This is a genomic window from Paenibacillus hebaui (assembly GCF_051934385.1).
GTDB lineage: Bacteria > Bacillota > Bacilli > Paenibacillales > Paenibacillaceae > Paenibacillus.
In genome coordinates this window covers 6,269,256-6,288,287 of sequence record NZ_CP196836.1, presented here as the reverse complement: position 1 = coordinate 6,288,287, position 19,032 = coordinate 6,269,256, and the positions used below count along the sequence as shown (strand labels likewise).

Annotated in this window: 1 protein-coding gene; it reads left to right on the top strand. The window is 55.9% G+C overall.

Annotated elements, in window-relative coordinates; genetic code table 11:
* The first annotated feature begins 29 nt into the window (after positions 1-29).
* The gene (locus ACR32F_RS28365) at positions 30-18,968 is read left to right on the top strand and encodes a non-ribosomal peptide synthase/polyketide synthase (RefSeq protein ID WP_440113058.1); all 18,939 of its coding nucleotides are present in this window, start codon (positions 30-32) and stop codon (positions 18,966-18,968) included.
* Positions 18,969-19,032 lie beyond the last annotated feature (64 nt).

The window sequence follows — 19,032 nt, the reverse complement described above, 5'->3', positions numbered from 1 at the left end:
AAGAATCTCTAAAACGGGAGTGTGTCGATGTGAGAGAGAATACCAACAAGAAATATGGATTAACGCAAGCCCAGCGCCGAATATGGTTCATGGAAATTATGAATCCGGGAACGTCTATCACGATGCTTTCCGCGACCTTCCAAATTACGGGCGAGATCGACACACAGCTTCTGGAGCAAGCGGCGGGAGAAATCGTCAAAACCTATGACGCTTTCCGAATCCGCATTAGCGGGGATTTGCAAAATCCAATGCAGTGGTTCGAAGAGCCGGAGAATGTCCAAGCTGGGATAAGTCGCCTCGAAATAGACACAACCGAACAATTCTACGCTTGGGTGAAAGAAGTAAGCGAAAAACCGGCCAGCGTGTTCGACGAACATCTCTACCAATTTACGATTATCCATTTTGCAAACGGCCAAGTGTGGCTCAATTTGACGGTAAATCATATTATCGCTGACGGCTTGTCCGTCACTGCTTTGCTGCATTCGGTGATGGAAAAATACCTGGAACTGCGCAAAGGTATCTCCAGCAGTTACCAGGCCCCTTCCTATCTGGATTATATTTCCGCTGAGCATGAATATGAGCAATCGCAGCGTTATCAAAAAGGGAAGGAATACTGGCTGACGAAGTACAACACTTTGCCTGAAACGACCGGCATTAAATCGGTTCCGTCATTCTCGATCGGTAGCGAATCCAATAAACTGTCCATTACTTTGGACGGTTCCCGGTATGAGCGCATTCTCGCCTTCAGTGAACAATATCAGGTCAGCTTATATACGTTATTTCTGTCCGTCATGTACGCCTTATTGTACAAGTTGACCGACAGCACCGATGTTCCGGTCGGCACGGTTTTCGCCAATCGTACCAGCAAGAAGGAAAAAGAAACGATCGGTATGTTCGTCAGCACCGTGGCTACGCGGATTGGTTTGAATCCAGATGGGTCCGTGCTTTCCTTGATCCAAACGGTTTCCAAGGAAAACACGGCGGATCTGCGGCATCAGAAATACCCTTATAACCAATTGATCCAGGATTTACGCGAACAACACGGCCGCAACGATCTTTCGGAGCTGTTCCGCACGTCTCTGGAATATCTGCCTTTGAAAATCGTGGAGTACGAAGAAATCAAGGTACGCCTGGAGGCTCACTTTGCTAGACACGAGATGGACGATTTGCTGCTGCGCTTTGACCATATGCTGAATGAAGGCCATGTCATTCTCCATGCATCCTATCGTACCGGCCTGTTCGAGACGGCCGAGATTGATCGGATTATGGAACAGTATGTGACCGTTCTGGACCAGTTTCTTCAGACTCCCGCACTGCCGGTACGCGAGATTTCTCTGCTGAGCGATGAGGAGAGACACCGTATTCTGGGCGTTTTTAACCCGCCGGTGACAGGACTGAGCGAGGGTGAAGCGTTTCATCGGTATGTTGAAAAACTTGCCCGGGAAATTCCGGATCACCCGGCAGTCGTCTGCATGGACAAACAGCTGACTTACGGCGAGTTGAACGAACGCGCCGAGCGGTTGGCTTCTCTCCTTCGCGAACAGGGCGTGGGAAGGGAGACGATTACGGGGATCTGGGCGGAGCGTTCGGTGGAACTGCTGGTCGGGGTGCTCGCCGTTTGGAAAGCCGGCGGAGCCTATGTACCACTGGACCCCGATTATCCCGTGGAGCGGATTGAGTACATGCTCAGCGATAGCAATGCATCGGTGCTGCTTACGCAGCGTCATCTGTTGGAACGAACCGGAGGTTGGATGGCCGATAACCGGCTGAAGCTTCAAGCTGTCTATGCCATGGACGATGAACAGATTTATAACGGGAATGCTTCAACCCTAGAATTTGAATCTGCCAGCAGCGCCCCGCAAGACTTGGCTTATGTGATTTACACCTCGGGTACGACGGGACGCCCGAAAGGCGTTATGATTGAGCACGGTAGTCTCGTGAATACGGCGGATGCTTACCGTCGCGAGTACCGGTTGGATCAGTTCCCGGTGCGGCTGCTGCAGCTGGCCAGCTTCTCGTTTGACGTGTTCGTCGGAGACATCGCGCGGACGCTCTATAACGGAGGCACAATGGTGATTGTGCCGAAGGATGACCGGATTGATTCGAACCGCTTATACGGCTGGATTCGGGACCAAAACATTACGGTATTCGAATCGACGCCTGCGCTCATCCTGCCGTTCATGCAGCATATTTATGAAGAAGGGCTTGACATTAGCTCCATGCAGTTGCTGATTACCAGCTCGGATGCTTGCAGTGTCACCGATTACCGATTGCTGCAGGAAAGATTCGGCGGACAATTCCGCATCATCAACAGCTATGGCGTTACCGAAGCGGCCATTGACAGCAGCTTTTACGATGAGCCGCTGGATAAACTGCCGCCATCGGGTCATGTGCCGATCGGCAAAGCTTGGCTGAACGCCCGGTTTTACATTGTCGATGCCGCGTTAAATCCAGTTCCTGTAGGGGTTCCAGGCGAGCTTGTCATCGGCGGCGCCGGGGTAGCGCGAGGGTACTGGAACCGTCTGGACCTAACCGCTGAAAAGTTTACGGACAGCCCGTTTGTGCCGGGCGAACGTCTGTACCGGACAGGAGATTTGGCCCGCTGGCTGGAAGACGGCAACGTCGACTTCATCGGCCGGATCGACTATCAGGTGAAAATTCGCGGGTTCCGGATCGAACTCGGCGAAATTGAAACGGCCCTGCTGCGTTTCCCGGGCGTCAAGCAGGCTGTGGTGACCGACCGTACGGATCAGCAGGGGCAAAAGTATTTATGCGGTTACGTGGTGGCGGATGCTTCCTTGCAGCTGAGCGATCTGCTGTCCCGATTGAAGCAAGAGCTGCCGGCCCATATGGTCCCGGCCCGGCTGGTGTCTCTTGATAAGCTTCCGCTTACGCCGAACGGCAAAATTGACCGTAAAGCGCTGCCTGAACCGATCGGAGAGGTAGAAGCAGGCCGTGAGTATGTGGCTCCTCGCACAACGCTGGAAACAAGACTTGCTCTCCTGTGGCAGCAGGTGCTGGGTATTGCGCGAGTTGGAGTCCAAGACGATTTCTTTGACTTGGGTGGTCATTCCTTGAGGGCCTCCGCGTTGGTTTCAAAGATTCGGAAAGAGCTGCAAGTCGAGGTTCCGTTACGTGACGTTTTTCGCTACACCACGATCGAACAGCTGGCCCATAGAATCGGCGGTTTAAAGCAGCAGGAGACGTATGAGATTACAAAGGCTGCTGAGGCCGAGTATTATCCGGTTTCATCCGAGCAAAAGCGTCTGTACGTCCTGCGCCAGCTTGACGGGGCCGAGCGCAGCTACAATATGTCGGCGGCGCTTCTTCTCGAAGGCAAGCTGGACCGTACGCGTGTAGAAGAAGCGTTTCGGGCGCTCATTCAGCGCCATGAGACGCTGCGTACCGGGATCGAGCAGGTTCAAGGCGAGCTTGTTCAGCGCATCTATGACGTGGTAGAGTTTTTTGTCGATTTTTTCCAGGCGGGCGAGCGGGAAGTGGACCAAGTGGTGGAAGATTACTATCGCCCGTTTGATCTGACCAAGCCGCCACTTCTCCGTATCGGCCTGATCGAAGTCGCCGAGGATCGCCACATTCTGCTGTTCGATATGCACCATATCGTCTCGGACGGCATTTCGACAGCGCTGCTCTTCGACGAGTTCAGCCGCCTGTATCAGGGTGAGGAGCTTGCCCCGCTGGGCATTCAATACAAAGATTATGCCGTTTGGCAGCATTCCGAAGCCTACGGGCAGCTGCTTCAGCCGCAGAAGGAGTACTGGCTGGAACAGCTGTCGGGCGAGCTGCCGGTCTTGGAGCTGCCGACGGACTTCCCGCGGCCTGCGGTGCAAAGCTTTGACGGCCGGACCGTGAAGTTTTATATCGGGAAAGAGCGGACGGAGAAGCTGAAAGAGCTTGCGACACGGACGGGGACGACCCTGTACATGGTGCTGCTGTCGGCTTACTCCATCCTTATGCATAAATATTCGGGTCAGGAAGATCTGATCGTGGGAACGCCGATTGCCGGAAGAACGCAGGAAGAAGTGCAGCCGATCGTAGGGATGTTTATCAACACGCTGGCCATTCGCAGCCGTCCAGAGCGTTCCAAGCTGTACCTTTCGTACCTGGAAGAAATCAAGGACATCACGCTCGGGGCTTTCGAACACCAAAATTATTTGTTCGAAGACTTGGTGGAAAGTCTTCACCTTCCGCGCGCGACCGGCCGGAATCCGCTCTTTGATACGTTCTTCTCCCTGCAAAATACCGAGAACGAGCAAATTGTCATCGAGAGGCTGGAGCAATCGTTTTATCCGCTGGAAAACCGAACATCCAAGTTCGAGCTGCTCCTAGATATTTCGGAGCTGGACGGTCAGCTCGAATGCCGGTTGGAGTACGCTACAGCTTTGTATAAACAGGAGACTGCGGAACGGTTCGCCAGACATTATGACAAGCTGTTAGAAACCATCGCAGCAGCGCCGGACGGGAATATTGCCTCGCTGGAAATGCTCACGGGGGAGGAAATCCGTGAACTGGTGCACGGTTTCAACGATGCGGAGGCAGACTACCCGCGGCAGCAGACGATTCACGGCTTGTTCGAAGAGCAGGCGAAGCTTTCCCCGGACAACGTGGCCGCCGTCATGAATGAGCGGCAGCTGACCTACCGCGAGCTGAACGAACGATCTAATCGACTTGCACGTAAGCTGCGGGAGACGGGAGTTGAAGCGGACCAGCTGGTAGCAATTCTGGCCGAACGTTCGCTTGATATGGTTGTCGGCATTCTGGCGATTCTCAAAGCGGGTGGAGCCTACGTGCCTGTCGATCCCGACTACCCGGAGGAGCGCATTCGCTTCATGATTGAGGATTCTGGCGCGCCGTTATTGCTGATTCAAAAGCATCTGCATGAGAAGACCGACTTCGCAGGAACGCGCCTCGAATTGGATGATTTCGTTTGGGGTGACAGAGGGCTGGACTCCGAAGATGCGCAGGACGCTTCGAACCTGGAGCCGATTTCCGGGCCGGGCAATCTGGCCTATGTCATCTACACGTCGGGAACGACTGGTAAACCGAAGGGAACGTTGATCGAGCATAAAAACGTCGTGCGCCTCCTGTTCAACGACAAGAATCTGTTCGACTTCGAGCCGTCCGACACGTGGACGCTGTTCCACTCATTCTGCTTCGATTTCTCCGTCTGGGAAATGTACGGAGCGCTGCTGTACGGAGGCAAGTTGGTCATCGTACCACCGCTCACGGCGAAGAATCCGGCCGATTTCCTGGCGTTGCTGGGCCGCGAACAGGTCACGATTTTGAACCAGACTCCAACGTACTTCTACCAGCTGCTGCGTGAGGTCTTGGCGAACCATCCGTACGATCTGCAGATTCGCAACGTCATTTTCGGAGGCGAAGCGCTGAGTCCGGTGCTGCTCAAGGGCTTCAAGACGAAGTACCCGGAGACAAAGCTGATCAATATGTACGGCATTACCGAGACGACGGTTCACGTGACGTATAAGGAAATTACGTGGGTGGAAATGGAGGCGGCGAAGAGCAATATCGGCAAGCCGATCCCGACGCTGAGCGTGTACGTCCTGGATGAAAACCGCCGCCCTGTGCCGATCGGCGTAGCGGGCGAAATGTACGTGGCCGGGGAAGGCCTGGCGAGAGGATACCTGAACCGTCCGGATCTGACGGCGGAGAAGTTCGTCGATTCCCCGTTTGCGGAGGGGGAGAAACTGTACCGCTCGGGCGACTTGGCGGCTTGGCTGCCGGACGGCAACATTGAATACCTCGGCCGGATCGACCACCAGGTCAAAATCCGCGGGTACCGGATCGAGCTGGACGAAATCGAGACGCAGCTTCTGAACGTCCGGGGCGTGGAAGAAGCGGTGGTGCTCGCCCGTCAGGACGGCGGGGGCGAGAAGGCGCTTGTCGCCTACTTTGTGGCGGACCGGACGCTGACAGTCAGCGAAATGAGAATCACGCTGGCTCAGGAAATGCCGGGGTACATGATCCCGTCGTACTTCGTGCAGCTGGAGCGCATGCCGCTGACGACCAACGGCAAAGTGGACCGCAAAGCACTGCCGGAGCCGCAAGGCGGCTTACAAACGGGCGTCGAATATGTAGCGCCGCGTAACCAGACGGAGTCCCAGCTTGTGAAGATCTGGGAGGAAGTGCTGGGGTACTCCGGCATTGGAGTCCTAAACAATTTCTTCGAGCTTGGAGGCCACTCCTTGCGGGCGACGAACCTTGTCAGCAAGATTCGGAAGGAAATGAACGTCGAACTTCCGCTGCGCGATGTGTTCCGCTATATGACAGTAGAGTCGATGGCCGGGGTTATTGCCAGCTTGGAAGAAACGCAGCACAGCTCGATTCCAAAAGCGGAAGAGAAAGCGTACTATCCGGTTTCCTCCGCGCAAAAAAGGCTGTACGTCCTGCACCAGCTGGATAGCTCGGAGCTGAATTACAACCTCCCAAGCGCCTTGCAATTGGGAGGGGCTTTGAACGAGTCCAAACTGGAAAAGGCGCTGACTACTTTGGTGGCCCGGCACGATATGCTGCGCACCGGTTTTGAAATCGTGAATGGGGAGCCGGTTCAGCGTATTCATCCGCTCGTAGCTTTCAAGGTCGAGAAGCTGCAAGCAAGCGAAGATCAGGTTGCGGCCATTCTTGAAGGCTTCATTCAGCCTTTTGACTTGACCCAGCCGCCTTTGCTGCGTGCCCTGCTGATCGAACTGGAGAAAGAGAAATTCCTGCTCGCGCTGGATATTCATCATATTGGTTCCGACGGCCTTTCCATGGACGTGCTGCTGCGCGAATTCGTGCGGCTTTACAATGGGGAAGAATTGCCGGAGCTGCGGATTCAATACAAGGATTACGCCGTTTGGCAGCAATCCGCGGAGCAGCGCCAGCGCATCAAACGGCAGGAGGAATACTGGTGCGGGGTATTCAGCTCCGAGCTTCCGGTTCTTGAGCTGCCTCTCGACTTTTCCCGCCCGGCCGTCCAGCAGTTTGACGGTCAAACGCTCACGTTTACGCTGGATGCGGAGAAAAGCGAAGCTCTCAAACGGCTTGCCGGCGATTCGGGGGCGACGCTGTACATGCTTCTGCTGGCTGCGTACTCCGTATTGCTTCATAAATACGCGGGACAGGAAGATATAGTGGTCGGCACTCCGATTGCCGCCCGTTCTCACGCCGATCTGCAGCCGATTATCGGCATGTTCGTCAATACGCTGGCCCTTCGCTTGGGTCCGGCGGCGGAGCGGACGTTCCTGGATTACTTGCAGGAAGTGAAGGAGACGACGCTTGGAGCCTACGAGCACCAGGACTATCCGTTCGAGGAACTGGTGGAAGCTCTTCAGGTGAGCCGGGATTTAAGCCGGAATCCTCTGTTTGACACCATGTTTTCTTTGCAAAAGCACGATAGCTTGGATTTAACCCTGGAAGGCTTGCAATGGTCGCTGTTCGACATCGAGGAAAAGACGGCAAAGTTTGATCTTAGCTTAGATATCGTGGAAGCCGATAACGAGCTGGTTTGCAAGATCGAGTACGCTACCTCGTTGTTTAGACAGGAAACGATGGTACGGCTGGCGGGTCATTACGAGCAGCTTTTGGCGTCGATCCTGGCTCAGCCGGGTGCGCGGATTTCGGATTTGGATATGTTGACGGACAGCGAAAGGCAAGATTTACTGGTCGGGTTTGACGTGTCGTCTTCAGCTCTTGCGAAGCAAACCGCCGCAGAGGGTACAAGTTTGGAAGCGGATGAGTCGTGGAGAGAGAGAACGTTCCACGAGCTGTTTGAGGAGCAGGTGGAACGCACTCCGGGAGCGCTGGCGGTTGTCTACGAAGACAGCAAGCTGACGTATGCGGAGCTGAACGCCAAATCGAATCGTCTGGCGTATACACTGCGGGCACGCGGGGTGAAGCCGGAGCAGGTGGTCGGCATTCTGGCCGGCCGTTCGGCCGAGCTGTTGATCGGGGTGCTCGCCGTATGGAAAGCGGGCGGCGCTTATGTACCGCTCGACCCGGATTATCCGGCGGAAAGGATCGAATATATGCTCGCGGACAGCGGGGCGTCGGTGCTGCTCACGCAGACCTGCCTGCTGGAGCAGGCGGAAGCTTGGTGCAGCAATGGAGCTCTAACGCTGCAAACGGTGCTTGCGCTTGACGACGCCGCGACGTACAGCCTCGGAGCGGCGGAAGCGGCTGTGGGCGTACAAGCTTTGGGCGCAGAGGCGGAGGCTTTGGCGCAAGCGGAAACGGCTTCTGCCGAAACATCTGCCACGGCAGAAGTCGAGCAGAACGTACAAGCGGCGGATCTCGCATCGAATCCGGCGAATGGGAACAAGCCGGGCGATTTGGCTTACGTCATCTACACCTCCGGTACGACGGGCCGTCCGAAGGGCGTCGCGGTGGAACACCGCAGCCTGGTGAACACGGCGGTGGGCTACCGGCGGGAATACCGGTTGGATCAGTTCCCGATCCGGCTGCTGCAGCTCGCCAGCTTCTCGTTCGACGTGTTCGTCGGCGACATTGCGCGGACGCTATACAACGGCGGCACCATGGTCATCGTGCCGAAGGACGACCGGATTGATCCAACCCGCCTCTACGGCTGGATTCGCGACTACGCCGTGACGGTGTTCGAAACGACTCCGGCGCTGATCGTGCCGTTCATGGAGCATGTGCATGCTGAGGGTCTGGAACTCAGCTCGATGCAGCTGCTGATCACAAGCTCGGATGCGTGCAGCGTAGCGGATTACCGCACCTTGCAGGAGCGCTTCGGCTCACAGTTCCGTATTATTAACAGCTACGGCGTAACGGAAGCAGCGATTGACTCCAGCTTCTATGACGAGCCGCTGGAGAAGCTGCCGAAGACGGGCAGCGTGCCGATCGGGAAAGCGTGGCTGAACGCCAAGTTCTACATCGTGGATGCGAATCTGAAGCCGGTGCCGATCGGGGTGTTGGGCGAGCTGGTTATCGGCGGAGCGGGTGTGGCCCGCGGTTACTTGAACCGCCCGGATTTGACGGAGGAGAAATTCGTAGACAGCCCGTTCGCCGCTGGGGAGCGGCTGTACCGGACGGGCGACCTGGCGCGCTGGATGCCGGACGGCAACGTGGACTTCATCGGCCGGATCGACAACCAGGTGAAAATTCGCGGCTATCGGATCGAGCTTGGTGAAATTGAAGCGGCCATGAAAGATTTTGCCGGCGTGCGTCAAGCGCTTGTCATCGACCGGACGGACGAGCGGGGGCAGAAATATTTGTGCGGGTATGTCGTAGCGGATTACAGCTTCGATCTGGAAGGGCTTGTGGCCCATCTGGACGCCGTGCTGCCTTCCCATATGGCGCCCTCGCGCATCATGCGCCTGGATCAAATGCCGCTTACGCCGAACGGGAAGATCGACCGTAAAGCGCTGCCTGTGCCGGAAGGAAGCATTCGTGCCGAGGCTGCATACACTGCGCCTCGTACTCCTGCCGAGCAAGCACTTGCGTCGGTCTGGCAGTCGGTGCTGGGCGTGGATCAGGTCGGCACGATGGACAATTTCTTTGCGCTCGGTGGCGATTCGATCAAGGCCTTGCAGGTATCGTCCCGTCTTTTGCAAACGGGGTACAAGCTGGTCATGAAAGATTTGTTCCATTACCCGACGATTTCCGCCCTTAGTTTGCAGCTGCAAACGGCGGTGAGAACGGCAAGCCAGGCCGAAGTGACGGGAGAGGTCATCTTGACCCCGATTCAGCGCTGGTTCTTTGAACAAAATCCGGCCGACGTGCATCACAGCAACCAGGCGTTCATGCAGTTCTCCAAGCAAGGCTTTGACGAAGAAGCTTTACGCCAAGCGGTGCGTCAGCTTGTCATGCATCATGATGCTCTCCGTACGGTTTACCGCCAAACCGAGAACGGCTATACCGCCTGGAACCGCGGCGCCGGGGAGAACGAAGCGCTGTTCGATCTGGAAGTTGTCGATTTCAAGGGAGCCCACGACGTGAAAGAAGCGGTAGAGGTTAAGGCGAATGACATTCAAGCGAGCATCGATCTGGAAAACGGTCCCCTGGTGAAGCTCGGCTTGTTCCGCTGCGACGACGGCGACCACCTGCTCATCGCGATCCATCACTTGGTCGTAGACGGCGTATCCTGGCGGATTCTGCTTGAGGATTTTGCTGCCGGATATGAGCAGGCGCTGCAAGGGCAGCCGATCCGTCTGCCGCTCAAAACGGATTCATTCCAAACGTGGGCGAAACAGCTCGCTGATTATGCGAACAGTCCGGCGATGGAAAGCGAGAGAGTGTATTGGCAGCATATCGAGCAATTGACCTATGAGCCGCTTCCGAAAGATTTTGAACAAGGTAGATCCAAGCTGAAGGACAGCGGGCTCGTGACCGTTCGCTGGACGGCGGACGAAACCGAACAGCTGCTGAAGCAGGCTCACCGTGCTTACCACACGGAAATGAACGATTTGCTGCTTGCCGCGCTTGGCCTCTCAGTACAAGCTTGGAGCGGTCAGGAACGCGTGCTGGTGAATCTCGAAGGGCACGGACGGGAAGAACTTTTGCCGGATGTGGACATTACGCGCACGGTAGGCTGGTTTACAAGCCAATTCCCTATCGTTCTGGAGCCGGGTCATGCCCAGGCGCTCGGTCAACAGGTGAAACAGGTTAAAGAAAGCTTGCGCCGCATTCCGAACAAAGGAATCGGCTACGGCATCCTGCGTTATTTGTCCGCGCCGCGTGACGGCGAGTGCTTCACTTTGGAGCCGGAGATCAGCTTTAACTATTTGGGTCAGTTCGACCAGGATTACGAAAGCAGCGGCTTGCGGCCGTCTCTGTTCAGCCCAGGCTCCGATTCAAGCCCAAATGCAGTGATGGATTATGTCCTTGATATCAACGGTATGGTGTCGGAAGGGGTGCTGGAACTCACGATCCGTTATGGGGAAACCCAGTATAAACGGGAAACGGTAGAGCTCCTGGGTACCCTGCTTCAATCGAGCTTGCGTGAAGTCATCAGGCATTGCGTATCGAAAGAGCAGCCGGAGCTTACGCCTAGTGACGTACTGCTTCAAGATGTGACGGTGGAGGAACTGGAGCGGCTGGCCAAACATACGGCGGCGCTCGGCGAACTGGAGAATGTATACACTCTGACTCCGCTGCAAAAAGGGATGTTGTTCCACAGCCTGCTGGACGCCGATTCGGAAGCTTACTTCGAACAGGTGACCTTCGATCTGTACGGAAGCCTGAATGTCGAAGCCTTCACTAAAGGATTGGATACGCTGGTGCAGCGGAATGAGGCGTTGCGAACCAACTTTATTACCGGCTGGAGAGACGAGCCGATTCAAGTGGTATTTCGCGAGCGGAAGTGTGAGGTGTACTTTGAAGATATTCGCTCGGCAAGCGATGAACACCCGGAGAATACGATAGCCGATTTTGTCAGCGCGGATAAAGCGAACAAGTTCGATTTGGCCCAAGACTCTCTGATGCGTGTGACCGTTTTGCGCACAGGCGACGAGTCTTACCATGTGATCTGGAGTCATCATCACATTTTGATGGATGGCTGGTGTATGTCCTTCATGATCAAGGAAGTGTTCGACACTTACTTTGCATTTCAGGAGCAGCGGACGCTGGAGCTTCCTCCGGTTACCTCATACTCCCGGTATATCGAATGGCTGGAAGCTCAAGATGCCGCGAAAGCTTCGCATTACTGGTCAGAGTACTTGGCGGGTTACGACCAACAGACCAAGCTGCCTCAGGAGAGAATGCAGCTGAAGCAGGGGGCTTTTGAATCGGCTGAAATCGATGTGGAACTCACCAAGGAGCTGACCGGGCAAATCGAGCGGGTGGCACGGCAGCAGCAGGTGACGCTCAATACGTTCATGCAGACCGTATGGGGATTGGTTCTGCAAATATACAACAACAGTGAGGATGTCGTGTTCGGCTCCGTTGTATCTGGGCGTCCGGCGGAAATTCCGGGCATCGAAAGCATGATCGGCCTATTTATTAATACGATCCCGGTGCGTATTCAAGGCAAAGCCGAAGAGAAGGTAGCCGATATTCTGAGAAAAACCCAGGATCAAGCACTGGCATCGGGAGCTTACGAAACGTTTCCGCTGTTCGAAATTCAGTCGCTGAGCGAGCAAAAGCGCGACTTGATCAACCATATCATGGTCTTTGAAAATTATCCGATGGAAGAACAGATTGAGCAGGTCGTCGGCGGAGACAAAGAAGCGCTGAAAATCGCTAATATCCAGTCGCCGGAGCAAACGAACTACGACCTGGACATTACCGTCATTCCGGAAGAGCATATTTTGCTTCGGTTTACGTACAATGCACTGACGTTCAGAGAGGAAGACATCAGGCTGATCCACGGTCATTTTGCCCGGGCACTGGAGAAGGTTGCGGCTAACCCGAACATCCGCGTGAATCAGTTGGAGCTTTTGACGGCGGCGGAAAAAGAGCAAATTCTCGGCGTGTTTAACCCGGCGCAGCCGGAAGCGGCTCCTGTGGCCGCCTTCCATCGCCTGTTCGAGGAACAGGCGGAACACACGCCGGAAGCGGAAGCCGTTGTATACGAGAACGATCGGCTGACGTATGAGGAGCTGAACGAGCGGGCGAACCGCTTGGCGGCCACGCTGCGTGCAAGTGGCATCGGTCGGGAGACGATTGTTGGCATTCTCGCCGAGCGTTCGGTCGATTTGCTGGTGGCCGTGATGGCCGTCTGGAAAGCGGGAGGGGCGTATGTACCGCTTGACCCGGATTATCCGGCGGACCGCGTGCGGTTCATGCTGGAAGACAGCGGAGCGAAGGTACTGCTGACACAAACGCCGCTTCGAGAACGTGCCGAAGCCTGGCTCGGCGAAGAGGAACTGGCGCTGGCGGCGGTGCTGTACCTGGACGACGAAGCGTCGTACAGCGAGGAGTGGGCGAATGCGCCGATGGGCTCTGGTATGGTTTCTGGCAAGCTGACGGGTGCTGTGAACGACAGCGATGAGAGCCATCAGAGCCATCCGAATGTTGGTATGGAAAGCTTCCATGAAGCCCGTCCCGAGGACTTGGCGTACGTCATCTACACGTCGGGAACGACGGGCAAGCCGAAGGGCGTCATGATTGAGCACCGCAGCCTGGTGAACACGGCGGCGGGCTACCGACGGGAATACCGGTTGGATCAGTTCCCGGTGCGGCTGCTGCAGCTCGCCAGCTTCTCGTTTGACGTGTTCGTGGGCGACATTGCGCGCACGTTGTACAACGGAGGTACGATGGTGATTGTGCCGAAAGACGACCGGATCGATCCGTCTCGTCTGCACCACTGGATAGAGCGGGAGCAAGTGACGATCTTTGAATCAACACCAGCGCTGATCGTGCCGTTCATGGAGCACGTACATGAGCAGGGGCTGGATGTGAGTGGGATGGAGCTGTTGATCACAAGCTCAGACAGCTGCAGCGTGGCGGATTACCGGACCTTGCAGGAACGCTTCGGCTCGTTGTTCCGCATCATCAACGCCTACGGCGTGACGGAAGCGGCAATCGACTCCAGTTTCTATGATGAGGAACTGGCGAAGCTGCCGCAGACAGGCCATGTGCCGATCGGCAAAGCATGGCTAAATGCGAAGTTTTACATCGTGGATGCACATCTGAATCCCGTACCCGTCGGTGTGCTGGGCGAGTTGGTCATCGGCGGCGTTAGCGTGGCACGCGGGTACTTGAACCGTCCAGAGCTGACGGAAGAGAAGTTTGTAGACAGCCCTTTCACCGCTGGTGAGCGGCTGTATCGCACGGGAGATTTGGCGCGGTGGATGGAGGACGGGAATGTGGACTTCATCGGCCGGATCGACAACCAGGCGAAAATCCGGGGGTACCGGATTGAGACGGGCGAAGTCGAAGCGAAGCTGCTGAGTGTAGGTGGGGTGAAAGAAACGGTCGTCGTTGTCAGGGAAGATCAGGAAGGTCAGAAAGCGTTGTGTGCTTATTATACAGCGGAAGAAGGCTTGACGGTGGCAGACCTGAAACGGGCGATCTCCAGCGAGCTGCCGGGTTACATGATCCCGTCGTACTTCGTGGAGTTAGAGCGACTACCTCTGACGCCGAACGGGAAAATCAACCGGAAGGCGCTGCCAGCACCGGAAGGGGGAGTAGGTGGAGGTCGCGAATACGTGGAGCCGCGCACCGAACTGGAGGCGAAGCTGGCCGCCATTTGGCAGGATGTGCTTGTTCGGGAGAAGGCGGTAGGCGTAACGGACAATTTCTTCGACCTCGGCGGTCACTCCCTGCGGGCAACGACGCTTGTCAGCAAAATGCATAAGGAGTTAGGCATTGAATTCCCTCTTCGCGACGTATTTAGCTATTCGACGGTTGAGGAAATGGCCGCGGCTATGGAGCGTCTGGAAATCGGCTCGTTCACGGCTATTCCGGCTGTGGAACCTAGCGAGTATTATCCGCTCTCTTCTGCCCAGAAACGTCTCTATATTTTGAACCAGCTGGAAGGAGGCGAGCTGAGCTACAACATCCCGGGAGCTATGCTGCTCGAAGGGCAGCTCGACCGGCAGCGGTTTGAAGAAGCGTTCCGGGGGCTCGTAGCTCGTCATGAAACGCTGCGTACCGGCTTTGAGATGGTAAAAGGCGAAGCGGTTCAGCGGATTTACGAAGAAGCCGCCTTCCAGGTAGATTATGTGCAGATCAGCGGGGAGCAGGCGGAAGAAACGGTACGCCAATTCGTTCGTGCGTTTGATCTGGCGAAGCCGCCACTTCTGCGGGTGGGCCTTGCCGAACTGGCGCCGGATCGGCACATTCTGATGTTCGATACGCATCATATCGTATCTGACGGCGTTTCGATGGACGTACTGATCGAAGAGTTCGTGCACTTGTACAGCGGGGAGCAGTTGGAGCCGCTCCGCATTCAGTACAAAGATTATGCAGTATGGCAGCAATCGGACAACCAGAAAGCTCAGCTTGCCAAGCAGGAGGCCTACTGGCTCGACATGTTCCGCGGAGAGCTGCCGGTTTTGGAATTGCCGACGGACTATCCGCGCCCGGCTATGCAGAGCTACGAGGGTCGCACGCTGCAATTGTTTATGAATATTGAGAAAAGCGAAGGTCTGAAACGGCTTGCAGCCGAGAACGGTGCAACGCTTTACATGGTTCTGCTTGCGGCGTATAACGTGCTTCTGCATAAATATTCAGGTCAGGAAGACGTGGTGGTTGGTACGCCGATTGCGGGAAGAAATCACAGCGACGTTCAGCCGCTGATCGGGATGTTTGTCAATACCCTGGCCATCCGCAGTTATCCGGCTGCCGGGAAGACGTTCCTTGACTACTTGAAGGAAATCAAGGAGACAACGCTGGGCGCTTTTGAACATCAGAATTATCCATTCGAGGAACTGGTGGATAAGGTAAACGTGGCTCGCGATTTAAGCCGCAATCCGCTGTTTGATACGATGTTTGCTTTGCAGAATACAGAGAATGTGGAAATCCAGCTTCCCGGACTCCATTTGTCGACGTATGCCAGCGAAGAAATTGTTTCTAAATTTGATCTCAGCCTGGACGTTACGGAGATTGAGGAAGGCTTGGAATATCTGTTTGAATACGCCACTGCTCTTTATAAAACCGAAACGGTGGAGAAATTGGCCGCTCACTACTTGCAGCTGCTTGAATCTATTCTCCGCAACCCGTCGGCGACCATTGCCGAGCTGGATATTTTGACACCGGCGGAAAAAGAGCAAATTCTCGGCGCGTTTAACCCGGCGCAGCCGGAAGCGGCTCCTGTGGCCGCGTTCCACCGGCTGTTCGAGGAACAGGCGGAACGCACGCCGGAAGTGGCAGCTGTCGTGTACGAGAACGATCGGCTGACGTATGCGGAGCTGAACGAGCGGGCGAATCGCTTGGGGGCTACGCTGCGCGCAAGCGGCATTGGCCGGGAGTCGATCGTTGGCATTCTCGCCGAGCGTTCGGTGGACTTGCTGGTGGCTGTGCTGGCTGTCTGGAAAGCGGGCGGGGCGTATGTGCCGCTCGACCCGGATTATCCGGCGGACCGCGTGCGGTTTATGCTTGAAGACAGCGGTGCGAAGGTACTGCTAACACAAACGGCGCTGCGAGAGCGTGCCGAAGCCTGGCTCGGCGAAGAGGAACTGGCGCTGGCGGCGGTACTGTACCTGGACGACGAAGCGTCGTACAGCGAGGAGTGGGCGAATGCGCCGATGGGCTCTGGTATGGTTTCCGGCAAGCTGACGGGTGTTGTGAACGACGGAGATGAGAGCCATTCGAATGTTGGTATGGCCAGCTTCCATGAAGCCCGTCCAGAGGATCTGGCGTACGTGATCTACACCTCGGGAACGACGGGCAAGCCGAAGGGCGTGATGATCGAGCACTGCAGCCTGGTGAACACGGCGGCGGGCTATCGACGGGAATACCGATTGGATCAGTTCCCGGTGCGGCTGCTGCAGCTCGCCAGCTTCTCGTTTGACGTGTTCGTGGGCGACATTGCGCGGACGCTGTACAACGGAGGCACGATGGTGGTTGTACCGAAGGACGACCGGATCGATCCATCTCGTCTGCATCACTGGATAGAGCGGGAGCGGGTTACCATTTTTGAATCGACGCCAGCGCTAATCTTGCCATTTATGGAATACGTGCACGAGCAGGGGCTGGACATGAGCGGGATGGAGCTGTTGATCACGAGCTCGGACAGCTGCAGCGTGGCGGATTACCGGACCTTGCAGGAACGCTTCGGCTCGTTGTTCCGGATCATCAACGCCTACGGCGTGACGGAAGCGGCGATCGACTCCAGCTTCTACGACGAGCCGCTGACGAAGCTGCCGCAGACAGGCCATGTGCCGATCGGCAAAGCATGGCTGAATGCGAAATTCTACATCGTGGATGCGCACCTGAATCCGGTACCGGTCGGGGTGCTGGGCGAGCTGGTCATCGGCGGAGTCGGGGTAGCGCGCGGGTACTTGAACCGTCCGGAGCTGACAGAAGAGAAGTTCGTAGACAGCCCGTTCGCCGCGGGCGAGCGGCTGTACCGCACGGGAGACTTGGCGCGGTGGATGGAGGACGGGAACGTGGACTTCATCGGCCGGATCGACAACCAGGCGAAAATCCGGGGGTACCGGATCGAGACGGGCGAAGTCGAAGCGAAGCTGCTGAGTATAGGTGGCTTGAAGGAAGCGGTCGTCATCGTCAGGGAAGATCAAGAAGGTCAGAAAGCGTTGTGCGCATATTATACAGCGGAAGAAGGCTTGACGGCGGCAGACCTGAAACGGGCGATTGCCAGCGAGCTACCGGGTTATATGATCCCGTCGTACTTCGTCGAGCTGGAGCGCGTGCCTCTGACGCCGAACGGGAAAATCGACCGGAAGGCGCTGCCGGCACCGGAAGGGGGAGCAAGCGCAGGCCGCGAATACGTGGCGCCGCGCACCGAACTGGAGGCGAAACTGGTCGCCATCTGGCAGGACGTACTTGGGCCGGTCACGATTGGCGTGACGGACAACTTCTTCGACCTCGGCGGGCACTCCCTGCGGGCGACGACGCTGGTCAGCAAGGTGCATAAGGAGATGAGCGTGGACCTGCCGCTGCGCGATGTGTTCCGGCACTCGACCATCGAAGCGATGGCCGAAGCGATCAGCCAATTGGAGCGGCAGGAACACCTCTCCATTCCGATTCTGGATAAGAGGGATTACTATCCGCTTTCCTCCGTGCAAAAACGGCTGTACATCCAGCAGCAGATGGAAGGCGCAGAGCTTAGCTACAACATGTCCGGCATGACGGTTCTCGTCGGGCGCTTGGAACGGAATCAATTCGAGGCGGCGCTCAAAGGATTGATAGCTCGTCACGAAATTTTGCGAACCGGCTTCGAAATGGTTGACGGCGAACCGGTACAACGGATTTATCCGGACTTGAAGTTTGCCGTCGAGTATACGAAAATGACGGAAAGTGAAACGAAGAGCATCGTAGACGGCTTTGTGCGCGTCTTTGATTTGGAGCGGCCGCCGCTGCTGCGTGTGGGCTTAGTCGAATGGGAAGCGGAACGGCATCTGCTCATGCTGGACATTCATCATATCGTCACGGATGGCATGTCGATGGGCATCTTCGTCGAAGAACTGCTGCGCCTGTATAACGGCGAGACTCTGGAACCGCTTCGGATTCAATACAAGGAATTCGCCGCTTGGCAGCAGTCCGAACCTGTAAAAGAGCAGCTGAAACGTCAGGAAGCCTACTGGCTGGACGTGCTGGAAGGCGAACTGCCAACGCTTGAACTACCTACGGACTTTGTCAGACCTGCCGTTCGTAGCTTTGAGGGAGATGTGCTGCCTTTCAGCATCGACAAGCAGATGACCGAGAGCTTGCAGCGCATCGCCGATGAGAACGGTGCCACCCTTTATATGGTGTTATTGGCGGCCTATTCAATCCTGCTCAGCAAGTACTCGGGACAAGAAGACTTCATTGTAGGCGCGCCGGTTTCGGGCCGCACACATGCCGACCTGGAGTCGCTCATCGGAATGTTTGTCAACACCTTGGCGATTCGCCATTATCCGTCCGGGGAGAAGACGTTCCTCGCTTACTTGAACGAAGTCAAAGAAACGATGCTGGGGGCCTACGACCACCAGGATTATCCGTTCGAGGAGCTTGTGAAAAAGCTGCAGGCGCCGCGAGATCAAAGCCGTAATCCTGTATTCGATGTCATGTTTGCTCTGGAAACCAAGGAAGATAACGTTCAAAGCTTCGGGGATATCAAGATCGAATCTTATCCGGAAACTCATACGGTTTCCCAATTTGATCTTACCTTGATCATTTCGTTGCTGGATGAGGGAATGAACGGGCAGTTTGAATATGCCACCAAGTTGTATACGCGCAATCTGATCGACAATTTCGCTCAGGACCTGCTCGTGATCATCACCCAAATTTGCGAACAGCCTTCGGTGCTGTTGAAGGGAATTTCCCTGAACGGGCAATCCGAACAGGAGCAAGATGTGCTAGAGGCTATTGATATTATTTTCTAATCTCTTACCCGGCTTGGGTGTATGCCGTATTTCTCTCGGTACGCATCCTGCCGGGTGTTTTTTT